The sequence below is a fragment of the Rhodococcus sp. NPDC058532 genome, assembly GCF_042719255.1.
Taxonomy (GTDB): domain Bacteria; phylum Actinomycetota; class Actinomycetes; order Mycobacteriales; family Mycobacteriaceae; genus Rhodococcus_G.
The window spans coordinates 480,602-497,044 of sequence record NZ_JBHXNU010000001.1 but is presented as its reverse complement, the minus strand read 5'-3'; the positions used below and the strand labels follow the sequence as shown (position 1 = coordinate 497,044).

General features: G+C 70.3%; 16 protein-coding genes. 6 read left to right on the top strand and 10 right to left on the bottom strand.

Annotation, left to right across the window (positions count from 1 at the left end; all coding sequences use genetic code 11):
• Positions 1-10: 10 nt before the first annotated feature.
• From ACFWQG_RS02195 to ACFWQG_RS02185, 3 genes are all read right to left on the bottom strand, one after another.
• The gene (locus ACFWQG_RS02195) at positions 11-568 is read right to left on the bottom strand and encodes a TetR/AcrR family transcriptional regulator (protein WP_378505913.1); all 558 of its coding nucleotides are present in this window, start codon (positions 566-568) and stop codon (positions 11-13) included.
• Positions 569-673: 105 nt separating this feature from the next.
• Positions 674-1,807, bottom strand: coding sequence for an acyl-CoA dehydrogenase family protein (locus ACFWQG_RS02190; RefSeq protein ID WP_378506055.1), 1,134 nt, complete (start codon positions 1,805-1,807; stop codon positions 674-676).
• Positions 1,808-1,816: 9 nt separating this feature from the next.
• Positions 1,817-2,992 carry an acyl-CoA dehydrogenase family protein gene (locus ACFWQG_RS02185; RefSeq protein ID WP_378505912.1) on the bottom strand — a complete coding sequence of 392 codons (1,176 nt, stop codon included), beginning with the start codon at positions 2,990-2,992 and terminating at the stop codon, positions 1,817-1,819.
• A gap of 164 nt (positions 2,993-3,156) precedes the next feature.
• Here ACFWQG_RS02185 and ACFWQG_RS02180 point away from each other — a divergent pair, with 164 nt between their 5' ends.
• Positions 3,157-3,762: a TetR/AcrR family transcriptional regulator gene (locus ACFWQG_RS02180; protein WP_378506054.1), complete on the top strand. Its 606-nt coding sequence runs from the start codon at positions 3,157-3,159 to the stop codon at positions 3,760-3,762.
• Positions 3,763-3,772: 10 nt separating this feature from the next.
• On the opposite strand, the gene ACFWQG_RS02175 is transcribed toward ACFWQG_RS02180, so the two are convergent.
• Both ACFWQG_RS02175 and ACFWQG_RS02170 read right to left on the bottom strand, forming a co-directional pair.
• Entirely contained in the window at positions 3,773-4,924 is a 1,152-nt protein-coding gene (locus ACFWQG_RS02175) for a hypothetical protein (protein WP_378505911.1), read from the bottom strand.
• A 58-nt stretch (positions 4,925-4,982) separates the two neighbouring features.
• Positions 4,983-5,264 carry a helix-turn-helix transcriptional regulator gene (locus tag ACFWQG_RS02170; RefSeq protein ID WP_378505910.1) on the bottom strand — a complete coding sequence of 94 codons (282 nt, stop codon included), beginning with the start codon at positions 5,262-5,264 and terminating at the stop codon, positions 4,983-4,985.
• An 81-nt stretch (positions 5,265-5,345) separates the two neighbouring features.
• On the opposite strand from ACFWQG_RS02170, the gene ACFWQG_RS02165 reads away from it, so the two are divergent.
• Together ACFWQG_RS02165 and ACFWQG_RS02160 are read left to right on the top strand one after the other, a co-directional pair.
• Positions 5,346-5,978: a histidine phosphatase family protein gene (locus ACFWQG_RS02165; RefSeq protein WP_378505909.1), complete on the top strand. Its 633-nt coding sequence runs from the start codon at positions 5,346-5,348 to the stop codon at positions 5,976-5,978.
• The gene (locus ACFWQG_RS02160; RefSeq protein WP_378505908.1) at positions 5,975-6,595 is read left to right on the top strand and encodes a hypothetical protein; all 621 of its coding nucleotides are present in this window, start codon (positions 5,975-5,977) and stop codon (positions 6,593-6,595) included. Before ACFWQG_RS02165 ends, ACFWQG_RS02160 begins: the two co-directional genes overlap by 4 nt.
• A gap of 10 nt (positions 6,596-6,605) precedes the next feature.
• On the opposite strand, the gene ACFWQG_RS02155 is transcribed toward ACFWQG_RS02160, so the two are convergent.
• The 4 genes from ACFWQG_RS02155 to ACFWQG_RS02140 all read right to left on the bottom strand — a co-directional run bounded on the left by ACFWQG_RS02155 (position 6,606) and on the right by ACFWQG_RS02140 (position 12,576).
• Positions 6,606-7,220 (bottom strand): HNH endonuclease signature motif containing protein, encoded by a 615-nt coding sequence (locus ACFWQG_RS02155; RefSeq protein ID WP_378505907.1) that lies wholly within the window; start codon positions 7,218-7,220, stop codon positions 6,606-6,608.
• A 400-nt stretch (positions 7,221-7,620) separates the two neighbouring features.
• The gene (locus ACFWQG_RS02150; protein ID WP_378505906.1) at positions 7,621-10,146 is read right to left on the bottom strand and encodes an ABC transporter permease; all 2,526 of its coding nucleotides are present in this window, start codon (positions 10,144-10,146) and stop codon (positions 7,621-7,623) included.
• A 2-nt stretch (positions 10,147-10,148) separates the two neighbouring features.
• On the bottom strand, positions 10,149-10,931 hold the full coding sequence (locus ACFWQG_RS02145; protein ID WP_378505905.1) for an ABC transporter ATP-binding protein: 783 nt from the start codon (positions 10,929-10,931) through the stop codon (positions 10,149-10,151).
• A 115-nt stretch (positions 10,932-11,046) separates the two neighbouring features.
• A complete protein-coding gene (locus tag ACFWQG_RS02140; RefSeq protein WP_378505904.1) occupies positions 11,047-12,576 on the bottom strand; it encodes an MFS transporter in 1,530 nt (509 codons plus the stop codon).
• 93 nt (positions 12,577-12,669) lie between these two features.
• Here ACFWQG_RS02140 and ACFWQG_RS02135 point away from each other — a divergent pair, with 93 nt between their 5' ends.
• The 3 genes from ACFWQG_RS02135 to ACFWQG_RS02125 are packed head-to-tail and all read left to right on the top strand — an operon-like array spanning position 12,670 to position 14,536.
• Entirely contained in the window at positions 12,670-13,206 is a 537-nt protein-coding gene (locus ACFWQG_RS02135; protein WP_378505903.1) for a TetR/AcrR family transcriptional regulator, read from the top strand.
• Positions 13,207-13,223: 17 nt separating this feature from the next.
• Positions 13,224-13,991 carry a deoxyribonuclease IV gene (locus tag ACFWQG_RS02130; protein WP_378505902.1) on the top strand — a complete coding sequence of 256 codons (768 nt, stop codon included), beginning with the start codon at positions 13,224-13,226 and terminating at the stop codon, positions 13,989-13,991.
• 26 nt (positions 13,992-14,017) lie between these two features.
• Positions 14,018-14,536, top strand: a complete 519-nt coding sequence (locus ACFWQG_RS02125; protein WP_378505901.1) for a hypothetical protein — start codon at positions 14,018-14,020, stop codon at positions 14,534-14,536.
• Positions 14,537-14,569: 33 nt separating this feature from the next.
• Here ACFWQG_RS02125 and ACFWQG_RS02120 read toward each other — a convergent pair whose 3' ends face one another.
• Positions 14,570-16,330, bottom strand: a complete 1,761-nt coding sequence (locus ACFWQG_RS02120) for a DEAD/DEAH box helicase (protein WP_378505900.1) — start codon at positions 16,328-16,330, stop codon at positions 14,570-14,572.
• Between the last annotated feature and the right edge of the window lie 113 nt (positions 16,331-16,443).

Here is a 16,443-nt window from a genome sequence, read left to right as displayed (position 1 = left end):
CGCTGAAGTGTCAAGGAGTGCTGGGGGAGGTGAGCGCCGGTTCGATCCATCGGGTGAGGAAGGCCCGCAGTTCGGCGTCGGTGCGCAGCGACCCGTCATCGAAGCACACCGACGTCAGGCCGAGGTGGACGGCGATCTCCACGATGTCCTCGAAGCGGGCCGAGACCTCGGGGAACAGGTCGACGAGCGGCTCAAGGAGTCCGCGGGCAACGTCCCTCGCGCGGCTGATCGCGCCCGTGTCGAACAGCGGGTTGCCTGCCTCGGACCGCAGCAGCGTGATCAGAACGGGGTCGGCGCGGACCGCGCGCCTGCTGTCGACGATCAACCCGACCACGTACTCGCACGGGGTCCGTGACGACGCCAGGTCACGCTGGATGCCCCGGGCCACCTCGGTCAGGTGCCCCGCCATCGCCTGCGACACCAGGCTCTCGCGGGAGCCGAAGATGGTGTAGACGGTCTGCCGGGTGACCCCCGCGGCCGCCGCGACGGACGCGATGGAGACGCCACCAAAACCGTCACTGCCGATCAGCGTCAGCGTGGCGTCCAGGATCTTCGTTCGCGACCGCATCGCGCCATTATCACCCGACTCCCGCAGGCGCACCCGGGAACACACCGCGGCCCCGCCGACCGGAGGGGTCTGCGGGGCCGCGGTGCGAGGGGGAAATGCGTGGCTCTACTTGGTGATCTCGACCATCTCGTGGTCTGCGACGACACCGGCGAGCACCCGGAGGTGATCGTCGGCACTGCCGAGGGTGTGGCCGATCGCGGTCAGCCGGGACACGTAGTGCCCGACCGGGTATTCGGCTGTCATGCCGATGCCGCCGTGCATCTGGATCGCCTCGAGGCCGATGTGCCGTGCGGCGCGGCCGATCTGCAGCTTGGCACGGGACGCGACGATCGGATCGACGATGCCGTCGGCGAGGTTCATCGTCGCGTACAGGCTCATGCTGGACGCGAGTTCGAGCTCGACGTACATGTCGGCGGCCCGCTGGGTCAGCGCCTGGAACTTCGACAGCGTGACACCGAACTGCTTGCGCTGCTTGAGGTAGTCGGTGGTCAGCCGCAGCGTCTCCGCCATCGCGCCGACCGCCTCGGCGCACAGCGCGGCCTGCGCGCTGACCTGTGCGGCGATGATCGCGGCGGACGCGTCGCCACCCTCACCGAGCTGCTCCGCGGGGGCGTCCGCGAGTTCGATCTGCGCTGCCCGCAGCTCGTCGTGGGTGGCGTAGGGCTTCCGGGTGACGCCTGCCGCGTCGGCGGCGACGAGGAACAGTCCGGTGCCGCCGTCGGGCAGCAGGGCGCTCACAACGAGGGTGTCGGCGCAGTCGCCGTGCAGCACAGGATTTTTCGTGCCGGTCAGGGTCCACCCTTCCCCGGACGCGGTTGCGGCGGTGGCAACGACCTGGGTCGGCCAGCGGCTGCCCGGCTCGTCGTGCGCGAACGCGAGCAGCGTTGCGCCCTCGACCAACGCGGGAAGCAGCGTCGCGCGCTGAGCGGCGGTGCCGACCTCGGCGACCAGGCCGCCGGGGATGAGGACGCCGTCGAGGAAGGGTTCCGGGGCGAGCGCCCTGCCGATCTCGTTCATCACGGTCATCGTCTCGACCGGTCCGGCGCCCATGCCGCCGTCCTCCTCCGAGAACGGCAGACCGAGCAGGCCGATCTCGGCGAGCTTGCCCCACACCTCGTCGCTCCAGCCCTTGCCGTCGGCGGTCACGGCGTTGCGCTTCTCGGCGTCGTAGCTGCGGCTCAGCAGCTCACGGGTGGTGTCCCGCAGCATGATCTGTTCGTCATTGAGTTCGAAATCCATGGCTGCCACTCACAATCCGAGAATCGAGGACGAGATGATGTTGCGCTGAACCTCACTCGATCCGCTGTAGATCGAGACCTTGCGGTAGTTCAGGAAGAGCGGCGCGCTGCGCTGCGCCCATGCCGGGGACGCGATGTCGTCGCCCGCCTCGAACGCCAGTGAGTCGGGTCCAGCGACGTCCATCAGGATCTCGGTCGCGGCCTGCTGCAGCTCCGAGCCCCGCAGCTTCAGCAGCGACGACGCCGGGTTCGGCTTGCCGTCGGCCGAGCTCGCGACGACCCGCAGCTGGGTCAGTTCGAGCGCGACGAGCTGGTTCTCGAGTTCGGCGATGCGGGCCGCGAACAGCGGATCCTCGAGGAGCGTGCCGTCACCGACCCGGGTCTCGGCGGCGTACTTCTTGGCCTTCGCGATCTTGGCCTTGGTTGCACCGGTGCGGGTGACGCCGGTGCGCTCGTTGCCGAGCAGGAACTTGGCGTAGGACCAGCCCGCGTTCTCGTCGCCGACGAGGTTCTCGGCGGGGACGCGCACGTCCTCGAACCACACCTCGTTGACCTCGTAGCCGCCGTCGATCAGCTTGATCGGCCGGACCGTGATGCCCGGCGTCGTCATGTCGATGAGCAGGAACGAGATGCCCTGCTGCCGCTTCGGTGCGTCCGGGTTGGTGCGCACGAGGCAGAAGATCCAGTCGGCGTGCTGGCCGAGCGTCGTCCAGGTCTTCTGCCCGTTGACGATCCAGCTGTCGCCGTCGCGGACGGCGCGGGTCTTCAGGGAGGCCAGGTCGGAACCCGACTCGGGCTCGGAAAAGCCCTGACACCACCAGATGTCGAGATTCGCGGTGCCGGGGAGGAACTTCTCCTTCTGCTCCGGCGAGCCGAACGCGGCGATGACCGGGCCGACCATGTCGGCGTTGAACGCGAGCGGGTCCGGCACGGATGCGAGCTGCATCTCGTCGCGGTAGATGTGCAGCTGCACCGGGGTCCAGTTCTTGCCGCCCCATTCCGCGGGCCAGTGCGGCACGGCAAGACCGTTGGCGTCGAGAATCTTTTGGGTGGTGACGAAGTCCTCGCGGGTCAGCTCCCCGCCCGCGGCGGCGCGCTCACGGATCTCGGCGGGGATCTGCGTGCTGAAGAAGGTGCGCAGCTCGTCACGGAACGTCAGTTCCTCGTCGGTGAGTTTCAGATTCATGGCGTGCTTTCTGTGTCGGGTCGAGGGACAGCGCCCCGCAAATCTAAGCGGCCGCTCATTATCTAAGCGCATGCTTATACTCACCGCGTGACCGGTCATTGTCAAGGACGACAGGCGGAACGGAGGTGCCGGTGAGCGAGACCGACGCGAGGGACCCGAACGCGATGAACCTCACGACCCCCAACACCGTGGTGAGCACGTCGAAGGCGGCGGCCCGAATCCGCGCCGCCGCGGCCGAAGCGTTCGCCGCGAACGGCTACGGCGGCACCACCACCCGCGACATCGCGGCCCGGCTCGGGCTCTCCCCCGCCGCGATGTACCCGCACTACCGGTCGAAGGAGGAGTTGCTCTTCGCGATCAGCTACGAGGGCCACCTCAAGTGTGTGGAACTGCTCACCGAGGCCGACCCGACCGACGCGACACCGACGGTCCGGCTGGCGTCGGTGGTGCGCAGGTTCGCCGGGTGGCAGGCGCTCCACCACACCCGGGGCATGGTCGTGCAGTATGAATTGACCGCGCTCTCACCCGAGCACTACCGCGAGATCCTCGGACTGCGCCGCGACATCAGCGGCATCATCGACCGGATCATCGGTGCGGGAGTGCAGGACGGCTCGTTCGTGGTCCCGGACGCCGCTGGGGTGAACCTCGCGATCAACTCGCTCTGCGTTGACGTGTGCCGCTGGTTCCCCGGCGGCGGATTCACCGACCCGGACGCGGTCGCGGATTTGTACGCCGAGCTCGCACTGCGGCTGGTCGGCGCCCGCGACTGAGCACGACCGCTCAGCGCGCCCGGGTCTGTAACGCCAGGATGTCGCCGTGCAGCAGTGCCTGATATCCGACCATCACCTCGTCGACGCCGCCGATCTGGTCACCGACGTGATGAGTGTTCTCGGTGGACAGCTCCCGGTCGCCGGCCCGCGCGATCAGCTCGTCGATCCGGGTGTCGAGGCTCATCGTCCGCTGCACCGCGGCCATCGACCGCAGCTGCCCCTCCGCCTCACCGAGCAGATCGCCGATCCGGGCCAACGCGGCGACCCGCTCAACGAGCTGGTCCCACACCTGGTCGAGCGCCCGCTGCCGCGACCTGATCTGGTCGCGGGCGGCATCGCCGTTCGCGTGCCGCAGCGCCTCGTCCAGTTCCCCGCCGATGCCGCGCAACGCGACCGCGTCGACCGCGATCTGGGTCAGCTCGTCTGCGAGGTCCAGCTGCGCCCGCTGCACCGCAAAGTAGTCGGACCGCCACGCCTCGGAGCCGTCGATCCGGTCGTACAGCGCACCGGCCAGGAACAGCAGCGCATCGAACCGGTCGACGAACCGGTCCGGCTGGCCGGCCCGCCCGCCGAGCGCCTCCACCGCGCGCTGTCCCGCCGCCGCCAACGGCGTCCGCTCGACCAGTCCGGCAAGCCGCTCCGCCGCCACCGTCACCGCGGCGGCCGTCGCCTGATCCATCCGGTGTTCGGGCATCGGGACCGGTGTGCGGGCCAGCGCATCGAACAGGGCCTCCCGCTGCACCGGTTCCAGGTGCACGCCGTCCCGCCGGTCGCGGCGGATGGTTCGGACCCCGTTCGCGTAATGCGCAGGCGCGTGCAGGAACTTCGCGCGGGCGCTCAGCAGGCGGCGTTCGACCTCGCTGGCCCGCGCCGCGGCGAGGACCTGCATGACGCCCGGGCGCATCGACCTGGCCTTCCGGTCGAGGCGGGCGTAATCGTCGGCGAGCATGCGCAGCGCACCGAAGCCGCCGAGGTCGGGCAGGGTGCGCCCGAGCCGCCGCCGGTTCGCGAGCACCGTGCGCGTGCCGTCGTCGAGATGGCCCGCCGCGATCAGGACCGCGGCGCCCGCGGTCAGGTCCCGACGGAAGCCGTCGACCCGCGCCTCCTCGCACCACCGCCGGACCTGCGCGGTGATCCGTTCCCGTCGCAACGCCGCGTCCATCGGGCCTCCCAGTATCGATACTCGCCGACTCCACTGTTCCAGAATTTCGACACCCACGTCAGGAGGGCAGACTGCGCCCGGCCCTCGGCGCCAGCACCATGTCGCAGCCGAGGACGTCGGCGACGGCCTCCAGCATGTCCAATTGCACGGTGCTGCGGCCCGATTCGATGGCCTGCACGCTGGAGCGGGACACCCCGGCGAGCGCGGCGAGCCGGGACTGTGTGAGCCCCAACTGCAGCCGCCGCGCGACGAATCCGTCCGCGATCGGCCCCGCCCGCGCCCGGTTGCTGCGCCGGGGACGCCCGCCAGACGACGGCGCGGTCGACTCGGATTCGGGCACCGCGCACCACCTCCTCCGCTGCCCGCGTGCAGTGTGCGCCTGCCCGCACCCGCTGTCCAGCGGTGCTAGCCTGCGGCGACCATGACTCACCTGGCACTGGTCCGACACGGCGAGACGTACTGGAACGCGCTGCGGCGCCTGCAGGGCTCGTCGGACATCCCGCTCAACGCCACCGGTCGCGCGCAGGCCGCCCGCGCAGGCTCCCTGCTGGCGGCAGGGCAGTGGGACGTCCTGGTCAGTTCCCCGCTGTCCCGGGCCGGGGAGACGGCCGACATCATCGGCACCCACCTGAACCTCACGCGGTCGGGCACCCACCCCGGACTGACCGAGCGACACTTCGGTGAGGCCGAGGGGATCACCGACTACGAGGCATGGGACCGCTGGCCGGACGGGAACTATCCGGGGATCGAACCCCGCGCCGACGTGACCCGCCGAGGACTGGCCGCGCTCGACGACCTCGCGGAACGCCACCCGGGCTCGGCGATCGTTGCGGTCAGCCACGGCGGCCTGATCCGTTCGGTCATCGGCGCGCTGCACGGATGGCCGGTGCCCCGAATCCCGAACGCAGCCATCACCGCTCTCCGGCACGACGGCGCGCGCTGGGCGGTTGTGACCGTCAACGGCCGCGAGGTCGACCCGGCCACTCCCGGCGAACCGCGCCCCCGTGTCGGGGACGCGGTCTCCGGCTGGACGGGGGATACCCTGAATCGATGACCGATCGATTCTCACGCAGCCGGACCATGACGACCGCGGGCACCTCGATCGTGGCGATGGTGTCGCTCGCGGGGGCCCTCGCGGGCTGCGCCACGAGCGCCGAACCCGCCGCGACCGCCGCATCGGCGGTGACCTCGACATCCGCCGCGGCACCGAGCACCCCGGTGCAGGAGTATCCCCCGGCGCGGGGCGGAGTTACCGAGCCGCGGGCCGCGGCGTCGGGGAACGCGTCCCTGTCGGTCACCGATGTGCGGGTCGGGTCGCACGACGGGTACGACCGCGTCGTCTACGAACTGCACGGCGAGGGCGAACCCGGGTGGAACGTCAGGTACGTCGACGCGGCGGTCCAGGACGGCAGCGGCCGGGAGGTGGACGTGGCGGGCCGCCAAATCCTGGAGGTGTCACTGACCGGCACCGGCTACCCGTTCGACACCGGCGTCGACGAGTACGCGGGGCCGAACCCGCTGCCGGGCGCCGGTGCGGTGTCCGAGGTGCGGGTCGCGACGGTATTCGAGGGTGTCACACAGACGTTCATCGGCCTCGACACCGACCAGCTCCCGGTGACGGTGTCCCGGCTGAGCAACCCGGAGCGGGTGGTCGTCGACTTCGCCCGCTGATCGGGCGCGGTCAGTACGGCGCCGGATCCGGGTCGGGTTCCGATGGTGCACGCGTGGGTGTGCCGCGGCATCCCGCGATGCGGGGCCGGAGGCCAGAGTCGTCCCAGGTGCCAGTCGCTCCGCCCGGGAGGGTGACGGCCGTTGCGCCGAGGGCGGAGAGCCACAGGAGGGCGTTGCCTCCGATACCCGGCCTGCCGAGCGCGCTGACCCGCCACAGCCCGAGTGTCTTGAGTTGGTGGTGGAAGGCGCAGAGGCACTGCAGGTTCGACACGCTGGTCCAGCCGCCGGCGCGCGGGGTGCGGGTGCGGTACTCGGTGATGTGGTCGAGTTGGCACTGCGCCGCGGGCCGCGCGCAGCCGGGGAACCGGCAGTGCCGGTCCCTGGCCCGCACGAGCGCGGCCGTCGCGGCGTCGGGCCGATAGGTCAGTGCGCCCGGCGGCGGACGCAGCAGGCCACCATGCCCGTCGGCGCGCCTACCGGTCGCGAGGGTCGGGTCGACCCGGACGGCAGCGAGGATGGCGTCCGCGATCGCGCCGACGCTCGGTGGGGGCGCGGGCGGCGCCGGGGGCCGGACCGGGTCGCAGGCAACCGGGCGAAACTCCTCCGGGCTCACCTGTCCGTTCACGGCTTTTCGCGGTTTTCAGGCGGTCAGTACGATCTCTTCTAGGCTGCGGCATCGGCGCATACTTCGTGCGCGAGAGCTGGCAGGCAAATTGCCGTTTGAAGCACCGCATTGGCGCGGAGTTTGCCTCACCTTCACAACGAGAAGAAGAGCCGACTGGCGCTTCATCGTGGACACCCTAGAGGACGGTGTCGCCCGAAAGCTGCGCCAGAGAAGCGGTCTACATGAACTACATCAAGGACATACATCGATCAGCTCAGGGGAACATGGTTTCGATCATACCGGCCCGCTCCGACAATCGGGCCACCATGCGCACATTCGTTCGAAGATAGTCGGGCCCACCCCGAAACGGCTGTGCCGGTGGGCAATACACCCACCGGCACAGCCTGTATCACGGTTGCGGTCAGACTCCCGCGATCGCCTCCAGCGGCTTCGTCCGGGCGGCGCGGCTGGCGGGCCACAGCGCGGCGAGGACGCCGACGACGCCGGAGCCGAGCAGCATCGCCACCACCTGACCCCACGGCACCGCGACGGTGCCGAGCCCCTCGTCGGCGAGGGTGCGGACGAAGCCCCACCCGAACGCGAGCCCGAGCAGCACGCCCACCGCGGCACCGAACACCGCGATCAGCACCGACTCGATGTAGATGGTGCGACGCACCTGCGGACGCTGCATGCCGACCGCCCGCAGCATGCCGATCTCCCTGCGCCGCTCGACCACCGACAGCGCGAGGGTGTTGACGATGCCGAGGATCGCGATCACCACCGCCAGCGCGAGCAGCCCGTACAGGACGGCGAGGAGGGTGTCGATCTGTTTGGCCTGCTCGCCCTTGAACTCGTCACGGTCCTTGACCTGCACCACCAGGAACGGGTCGCTGGCCTTCTCCAGGTCGCCGCGCAACGCGGCGACGTCGGTGCCCGGCGCCGCCTGCACGAGCACCGCCAGATCGGCGCGCATCGACGCGGGCACCAGCTGCTGATACACCGACTCGGAGGTGAACCAGTCGCCGAGCAGTTGGTTGTCGGCCAGAATGCCGCCGACCGGCGCGGTGACCTCGACGCCGTCCCGGTTGGTCATCGTGACCGGGGATCCGACGGTCCAGCCCTTCTCCGCGGCAAAGGACTCCGAGGCGACGACGGTATCGCCAGCGAGATCGGCGCTGCCGGAACGCAGTTCGTAGTCGATGACACCGTCGAGCTGTCCCCCGATGCCGGTACCGAACGTGTCCTCGTCGTCGATCTGCACCGGCATCAGGTGCAACGCAACGGCGGATTCGACGCCGGGCACCTTGGCGACGGCAGGAGCAACCCCGACCGGAACACCGATCTGCTGCGGACCGGTGAGGACGTAGTCGGCGGTGATGCCGGAGTCCACAAGCTCATCGATGCTCGCCTTCGCGGACGAGCCGAACACCCCGATCACCGTCACCAACATCAACCCGAGGGTCAACGCGAACGCGGTCGCCGCGGTGCGCCGCGGATTGCGGACCGCGTTGGTGCGGGCCAGCCTGCCGACCGCGCCGAACGGACGTGCCAGCGCAGCACCGAGCGCCCCGACCACCGGCCGGGACAGCGCAGGCGCGGCGAGCAGCACCGCGAGGATCAGGGCAGCGGCCCCCAACCCGACGGTCGCGGCCGCCCCGCCGCCGGTGCCCTGGGACCCGGCCACCAGCAACGCGATGCCGATCACCGCGATGATCGCCCCGACCAGCGTGCGGACCCGCAGCGTGTCGCCGGCAGCGGCGAACTCCTCCCGCATCGCGGCAACCGGCGGCGTGTTCGCCGCACGGCGGGCCGGTGCGTAGGCGCTGACGACGGTCACCAAGACGCCGATCACCAGCGCGACGACCACGGTCCGCGGCTCAAGTTGCAGCGGGCCGGACGGCAGTCCGACGTCGAAGGCGTTCAGCATGGACCGCAGCCCGTACGCGAGGGCGACGCCAGCGGCGATGCCGATCGCGCTGCCGAGCACCCCGACCACCAGCGCCTCGGTCACCACCGACCGACCGACCTGGCCGCGGCTCGCACCGATCGCCCGCAGCAGCGCCAGCTCCTTCAGCCGCTGCGCGACGATCATCGAGAACGTGTTGTAGATGATGAACGTGCCGACCAGCAACGCGATCGCACCGAAGGCGAGCAGGAAATAGTTGACGAACTTGAGCGCGGAGGTAACCTCCGCCTTCACGTCCTCGCGCACCTCGTCGCCGGTCTGCACCTTCGCATCCGGCAGCGCGGTCGCGACCTCGTCCCGCAACTGCTCCGGGCCTGCACTGCCGTCCCCGGCCACGTCGATGTAGTTCACGTGCGCGCCGTCGGTGAACAGCTCGGTGGCCTGGTCCGCGGTGAACAGGGCGCCGACGAATCCGCCGGTGTCCGTTGGCACGTCGTAGACGCCGGTCACGGTCGCGTCGAGGACGCCGTGCGCGGGGACCAGCACCTGGGTGGTGTCGCCGACCGACAGTCCGGCGCGCTCGGCACCGCCCTCGTTGAGCGCGATCTGGCCCGGCGCGGACGGCGGGGCACCGACGACGAAGGTCTCCGGTTCGCCGAGCGCCTGCTCGGGCGGAACGTAGGTCGAGCCGATGCTGGGCGCACCGCCGGTCTGGACCGGGGTCTTGTCGGCGCCGAGCAGCACCAGTTGCCCCTCGACGGCGGGCACGACCGTCCGCACACCGGGGAGCGACTCGATCGTGGCGATGTCCTCGAGCGGGACCCCGCTCGATCCGCGCTCGGGGCTCGACACCCGGACGTCGACGCCCTTCGCGGCGTCCTCGAACAGCCCGTTGAAGGTGCGCTGCAGGGTGTCGGTGAACACGAACGATCCGGTCACGAATGCGGTGCCGAGCACCACGGCGAGGACCGTGAGGACCAGGCGCACCTTGTGCGCGGCGAGGTTGCGCAGGGACACCCTGCGCATCGGGTTCTGTGCCATCGTCAGCCCTGCACGCTCACGCGGGCGTCGAGGCCCTTCATCCGGTCGAGGACGGTGTCCGCGGTCGGCTCCCGCAGTTCGTCGACGATCTGCCCGTCGGCGAGGAACACCACCCGGTCCGCGTGGCTGGCGGCCCGGGGGTCGTGGGTGACGATGACGACGGTCTGCCCGAATTCGTCGACCGCGGCACGCAGGATCGACAGCACCTCCCCCGAGGAATGCGAGTCCAGGTTGCCGGTCGGCTCATCGCCGAAGATGATCTCCGGCTGCCCGGCGAGGGCCCGCGCGCACGCGACGCGCTGCTGCTGGCCGCCGGACAGTTCGCTGGGCCGGTGGCCGAGCCGGTCGGTCAGCCCCAGCCGGGTGAGCACCGAGTCCAGCCACTGCTGGTCGACCTTGCGCCCGGCAATGTCCAGCGGCAGGGTGATGTTCTCCAGCGCCGTCAGCGTCGGTACCAGGTTGAACGCCTGGAAGACGAACCCGATCCGGTCGCGGCGCAGCGCCGTCATCTCCTTGTCGGACAGCCCGGTCAGGTCGGTGTCCCCGATCAGGACGGATCCCGACGTTGCCGAGTCGAGTCCGGCGAGGCAGTGCATGAGCGTGGACTTGCCGGACCCGGACGGCCCCATGATCGCGGTGAACTCGCCGCGACCGAAGTCGACGTCGACGCCGCCGAGCGCCGTCACCGCCGTCTCCCCGGAACCGTACGTCTTGGTCAGATTCACCGCGCGGGCCGCGACGGCCTCGATCGGGGGTGTCGGGTCGGGTGCGGCGTGCGCGCTCATGACGGCCTTTCCTGGTCCGATGCGATCGGACCGGACGGCCCGTCCCGTCCATCCTTACCGGCAGCCCGCCGTCCGCGCCATCAGGGACCACCCTGATCTTCGGTGGCCGGCCAGGTCAGGGACGCGGCCGCAGCGTCAGATATGCCAGGCCCGCCGCCACCACCATCGTCACGACACCGATCGCCGAGGTGACAACCACGCCAGCGTCGAAGGCGGCGTGCGCGGACTCGAGCAGCGCCGAGCCCTGGCCTGCTGGCAGGTCCGCCGCGACGCCGTGCGCACCGCCGAGCGTCTCGGCGGCCCGTGCCGCGGCCTGCTCGTCGAGCCCAGCGGGCAGGGTCAGGTGCGAGCGATACGACGCCATCAGGATCGAGCCGAGCACCGCGGTGCCCAGCACCGCGCCGATCTCGTACGCGGTCTCCGAGACCGCCGACGCGGCACCGGCCTTCTCCGCCGGCGCGCCAGCGACGATCAGGTCGTTGGAGATGGTCTCGGCGGCGCCGATGCCCGCACCGAGCAGCGCGAACGCGATCAGGACCGGCGCGACCGCGGTCGGGGAGACGAACAGCAGCACGGTCAGGTAGCCGAGCGACGAGAACAGCAGCGCAACCACCACCACCAGCCACGGCCGGACCCGGCGCACCAGCGGGACAACGGCAAGACCGGCAACGACCATCACCGCGAGCCCCGGCAGCAGCGCAACACCGGCCTGCATCGGGCTGCGACCGAGCACCAGCTGCAGGTGCTGCGAGACGAAATACATGAACCCGACCAGGGAGAACACGCTGAGCAGGTTCACGGCAACGGCGCCGGAGAACGTGGCGCTGGTGAACAGCCGCATGTCGAGCATCGGCTGGGCCCGCCGCAGCTGCCTGCGGACGAATCCGAGGGTCGCGACCAGGCCGACGGCCGCGGGCACCAGGGTCGCGGTGAGGTCGCCGCCGTGCGCGAGGTTCTTGATCGCGTACACGATCGGTGCGAGCGCGAGCAGCGAGAGCCCGATGCTGATCGGGTCGACGGGACCGGGGTTCGGGTCCTTCGACTCCGGGACGAAGATCGGGGCGAGCACGAGCAGCGGGATCAGCACCGGCACGGCGAGCAGGAACACCGACCCCCACCAGAAGTGTTCGAGCAGGAAGCCGCCGACGATCGGGCCGAGCGCCGCACCGGCCGCGAAGCAGGACGCCCAGATCGCGATGGCGAGTCGGCGCTGCGCGGGGTCATGGAAGATGTTGCGGATCAACGACAGCGTCGACGGCATCAGCATCGCACCGAAGAAGCCGAGGATCGCCCGGGACGCGATCAGCATCTCCGGGGTCGGCGCGTAGGCCGCGAACACGGACACCGCGGCGAATCCGGTGGCGCCGATCAGCAGCAGCCTGCGGCGGCCGAACCGGTCGCCCATGCTGCCCATCGCGACGAGCAGGCCCGCGAGCACCATCGGGTAGATGTCGATGATCCACAGCTGCTGGGCGCCGGTGGGTCCGAGCGAGGTGGAGATCGACGGCAGCGCGAAGGAGAGCACGGTGTTGTCCACCGACACCAGCAGCACCGGCAGCATCAGCACCGCCAGGGCAATCCAGCCACGCCTGCCTGCGGTCGGGACGGCGGTGGCCTCGTGGCGATCGAGGACGTGGGTCGACATGACTCTCCGGATTTCTGGTGCGGGATGATCGAAACGAACGCCATTACTGTACCAGCTGGACGGTACAGGAATGGCGTGGGTAGCATCACGTCCGTGTCCCGACCACCCGCCGCGCGAGCCAAGCTGCTCGACGCCTTCGTCACGATCCTGATCGAGCAGGGCGAGCGCGCCGCGACCATCGAGGCCGTCGCGACCGCGGCCGGGGTCTCGAAGGGCGGACTGCTCTACCACTTCGGCTCGAAGGACGCCCTGATCGACGGCCTGCTCGACCACCTCACCGAACTGGCCGCCGAGGACGCGCAGCGGATGCGCGCCGCGCCGGAGGGCGCGGCCGCCTACTACGTGCGGACCTCCAACTTCGAGAATTCCCGGCTGGACCGGGCCATCATCGCCGCCACCCGCCTCAGCCAGGGCGAGAACACCGCGGCGCAGCAGGCGCTGCTGCGGATCCAGCAGGGCTGGATGGACGCCCTCACCGACGAGATCTCCGACCCGTCGGCGGCGCGGGCGGTGATGCTGCTCGGCGACGGCCTCTACTACCGGGCCGCCCACTCCGGCACCGAGTTCGCGGCGTCACCGCAGGAGATGGAGGACCTGCTCGGTGTCGTCCGCCGGATCGTCGGCCCCTGAACGCCTACGCTGATCCCATGCGCATCGGAGCCCATGTACGCCAGGACGACGACCCGATCGGGGCGGGCGAGGCCCTCGGCGCGGAGATCGTCCAGCTGTTCCTGACCGACCCGCAGAAGTGGAACAAGCTGACCCCGCACCCGAAGGCCGAGCAGATCCGGCAAAGCCCGATCGACGTCGTCGTGCACTCGTCGTACGTCATCAACGTGGCATCGCTGAACAACCGGATCCGGATCCCGTCCCGCAAGTCGGTGACCGAGCAGGCCACCGCCGCCGCCGACCTCGGCGCGATCGGCCTCGTCGTGCACGGCGGTCATGTCCGCGACGGTGAGGATCCCGCCGCGGGATTCGCCAACTGGCGCAAGCTATTCGAACGCGAGGCGGACGCGGGCGGCTTCGCGGTCCCGATCCTGATCGAGAACACCGCGGGCGGGGACGCCGCGATGGCCCGGCGCTTCGACGACATCGCCCGGCTGTGGGACGCGGTCGGCGAGTTCGGCGCCGGGTTCTGCCTCGACACCTGCCATGCCTGGGCGGGCGGCGAGGATCTCGTCGGGGTCGTCGAGCGAGTCAGGGCCATCACCGGCCGGATCGACCTGGTGCACCTGAACAACTCCCGCGACGAGTTCAACTCGGCGCGGGACCGGCACGCCAACCTCGCCTCGGGCACCATCGACGCCGAGGTGCTCGCCGAGGTGGTGCGCACCGCGCAGGCGCCGGTGATCCTCGAGACCCCCGCGGACGGACTCGCCGACGACCTGGAGTACCTCCGCTCCGTGCTGTGATGCCAGCGAATTGCTAGGGTCGGCAAGTGGATTCCGTGATCGACACGTTCAGCTCACAGGCCGCCCCGTGGTGGGCGGTTCCGGTGTCGATGATCATCGGCATGCTGCTCGGAGTGTTCGCGGTTCGGCGGGGGCGTCCCGCCCCGACACCGGCCGCGCGCACCGCACCGCACGACCCACAGGTTCGCGCGATCTACGTGCGGTTCCTCGCCGCGACCGACACCGCGCACAACAGCATCGTCGAGATCGACGGGGACACGCTCGCCGAGGCGGACCTCGAGCGCGCCCTCGAGTCCAGCGACCCGAAGCTGCGCGCCCTCGCCAGGGCCATCGTCGACCTCGATGGCATGGTCAACGAGCTGCGCCTGCTCGCACCCACCGCCGTCGTCGACGCCGCCACCGACCACTTCCGGTTCCTCACCGAATCCACGATGGACGGCGTCCACGACTGTGACGACTTCCGCGCCAGCTACAACGCCCGCAAGTCGACCTTCGTCGCTGCCGTCCGGGACGCGCACGGCGAGCGGCGACCCAGCGCGCGCTGAGCCGCCGCCGACCGATCGGGTGGGCCGCCCGGTTCAGTACCGGTCGCGCTTGGGCTTCTTGTCGAACTTGCCCTTGCCGAAGCGGCCCTTGCCCTCGCGCGGCGGGCGCTGCCCGGGCGGACCCTGATCGGGGGTGAGCTGGATCAGCACGCCCGAGATCCGGGTGGCGCGCAGCGCCTCGAGGGTCTCGGCGGCCAGATCGGCAGGCAGCTCGACGAGGCTGTGGTCGGGGCGGATGCTGATGTGCCCGAAGTCGCTGCGCCGCAGGCCACCCTCGTTGGCGATGGCACCGACGATGGCGCCCGGCACCACCCGGTGCCGCTTGCCGACCGCGATCCGGTAGGTGGCCATCTCCTGGCCGTTGCGGCCGATCTTCGGTCCCTCGTCGTCGAATCGGCGCGGCGGACGTTCCCGCGGCTCCCGCTCCTTGCGCGGCGGCGCGGGCGGCTCGGGGGCCATCAGGAAGGCCTCGCCGTCCCGGGACTGCACGGCCAGCGCGGCCGCGATGTCGGCGAGCGGCACGTCGTGCTCGCGTTCGTAGTCCTCGATCAGTCGGCGGAACAGCGCCAGGTTCTCGGAACTCAGCGACTCGGTGATCGAATCGCCGAACTTCGCGACCCGCTGCGCATTGACGTCCTCGACGGTCGGCAGCTGGATCTCGGTCAGCGGCTGCCGGGTGGCCCGCTCGATTGCCTTGAGCAGATGCCGCTCGCGCGGCGCAACGAACAGCAGCGCGTCGCCCGACCGGCCCGCGCGGCCGGTACGGCCGATCCGGTGCACGTACGACTCGGTGTCGTGCGGGATGTCGTAGTTGACGACGTGCGAGATGCGCTCGACGTCCAGCCCGCGGGCGGCGACGTCGGTGGCGACGAGAATGTCGAGGGCGCCGGACTTGAGCTGACCGATGGTCCGCTCGCGCTGGGCCTGCACGATGTCGCCGTTGATCGCGGCCGCCGAGAAGCCCCGCGCGCGAAGGCGTTCCGCGAGATCCTCGGTGGCCTGCTTGGTGCGGACGAACATGATCATCGCCTCGAAGGGCTCGACCTCGAGGATCCGGGTGAGCGCATCGAGCTTGCGCTGATGGGCGACCTGCACCCAGCGCTGGGTGATGTTCGTTGCGGTCGAGGTCTTGCCCTTGACGGTGATCTCGACCGGATCGTGCAGGTACTGCTTGGAGATCTTGCGGATCGCGGCAGGCATCGTCGCCGAGAACAACGCGACCTGCTTGTACTCGGGGGTCTCCGAGAGGATCTTCTCGACGTCCTCCTGGAACCCCATCTTGAGCATCTCGTCGGCCTCGTCGAGCACCAGGTGGTCCAGGTGCGAGAGGTCGAGGGTGCCCTTCTCCAGGTGGTCGATGACCCGGCCGGGGGTGCCGACGATGATCTGCGCGCCGCGCCGCAGCCCGGACAGCTGCACCCCGTAGGACTGGCCGCCGTAGATCGGGAGCACGTGCAGCCCCGGGATGTGTGCGGAGTATTTGCCGAACGCCTCGGCGACCTGCAACGCCAGCTCCCGCGTCGGCGCGAGCACCAGCGCCTGCGGACGCTTCTGCTCGGGGTCGATGCGGGACAGGATCGGCACCGCGAACGCGGCGGTCTTGCCGGTGCCGGTCTGCGCGAGGCCCACCACGTCGTTGCCCGCCATCAGGGGCGGGATGGTGGCTGCCTGGATCGGCGATGGCGACTCGTACCCGACGTCGGTCAGTGCCCGCAGCACCCGATCGTCGATGCCGAGATCGGCAAATGTGGTGCTGTCGTTTTCCGGCTCGGGGTACTGCTCGGTGTCACTCATTTCACCAGGAGTTTAGTCGATGTCCGCCGGTGCGGCCGACCCGCGGCCACCCGGCCGAGGTAACCCTGATCACCATCCCGGGCACAATGCGGGGCGAAACCCGCCTTTCGACA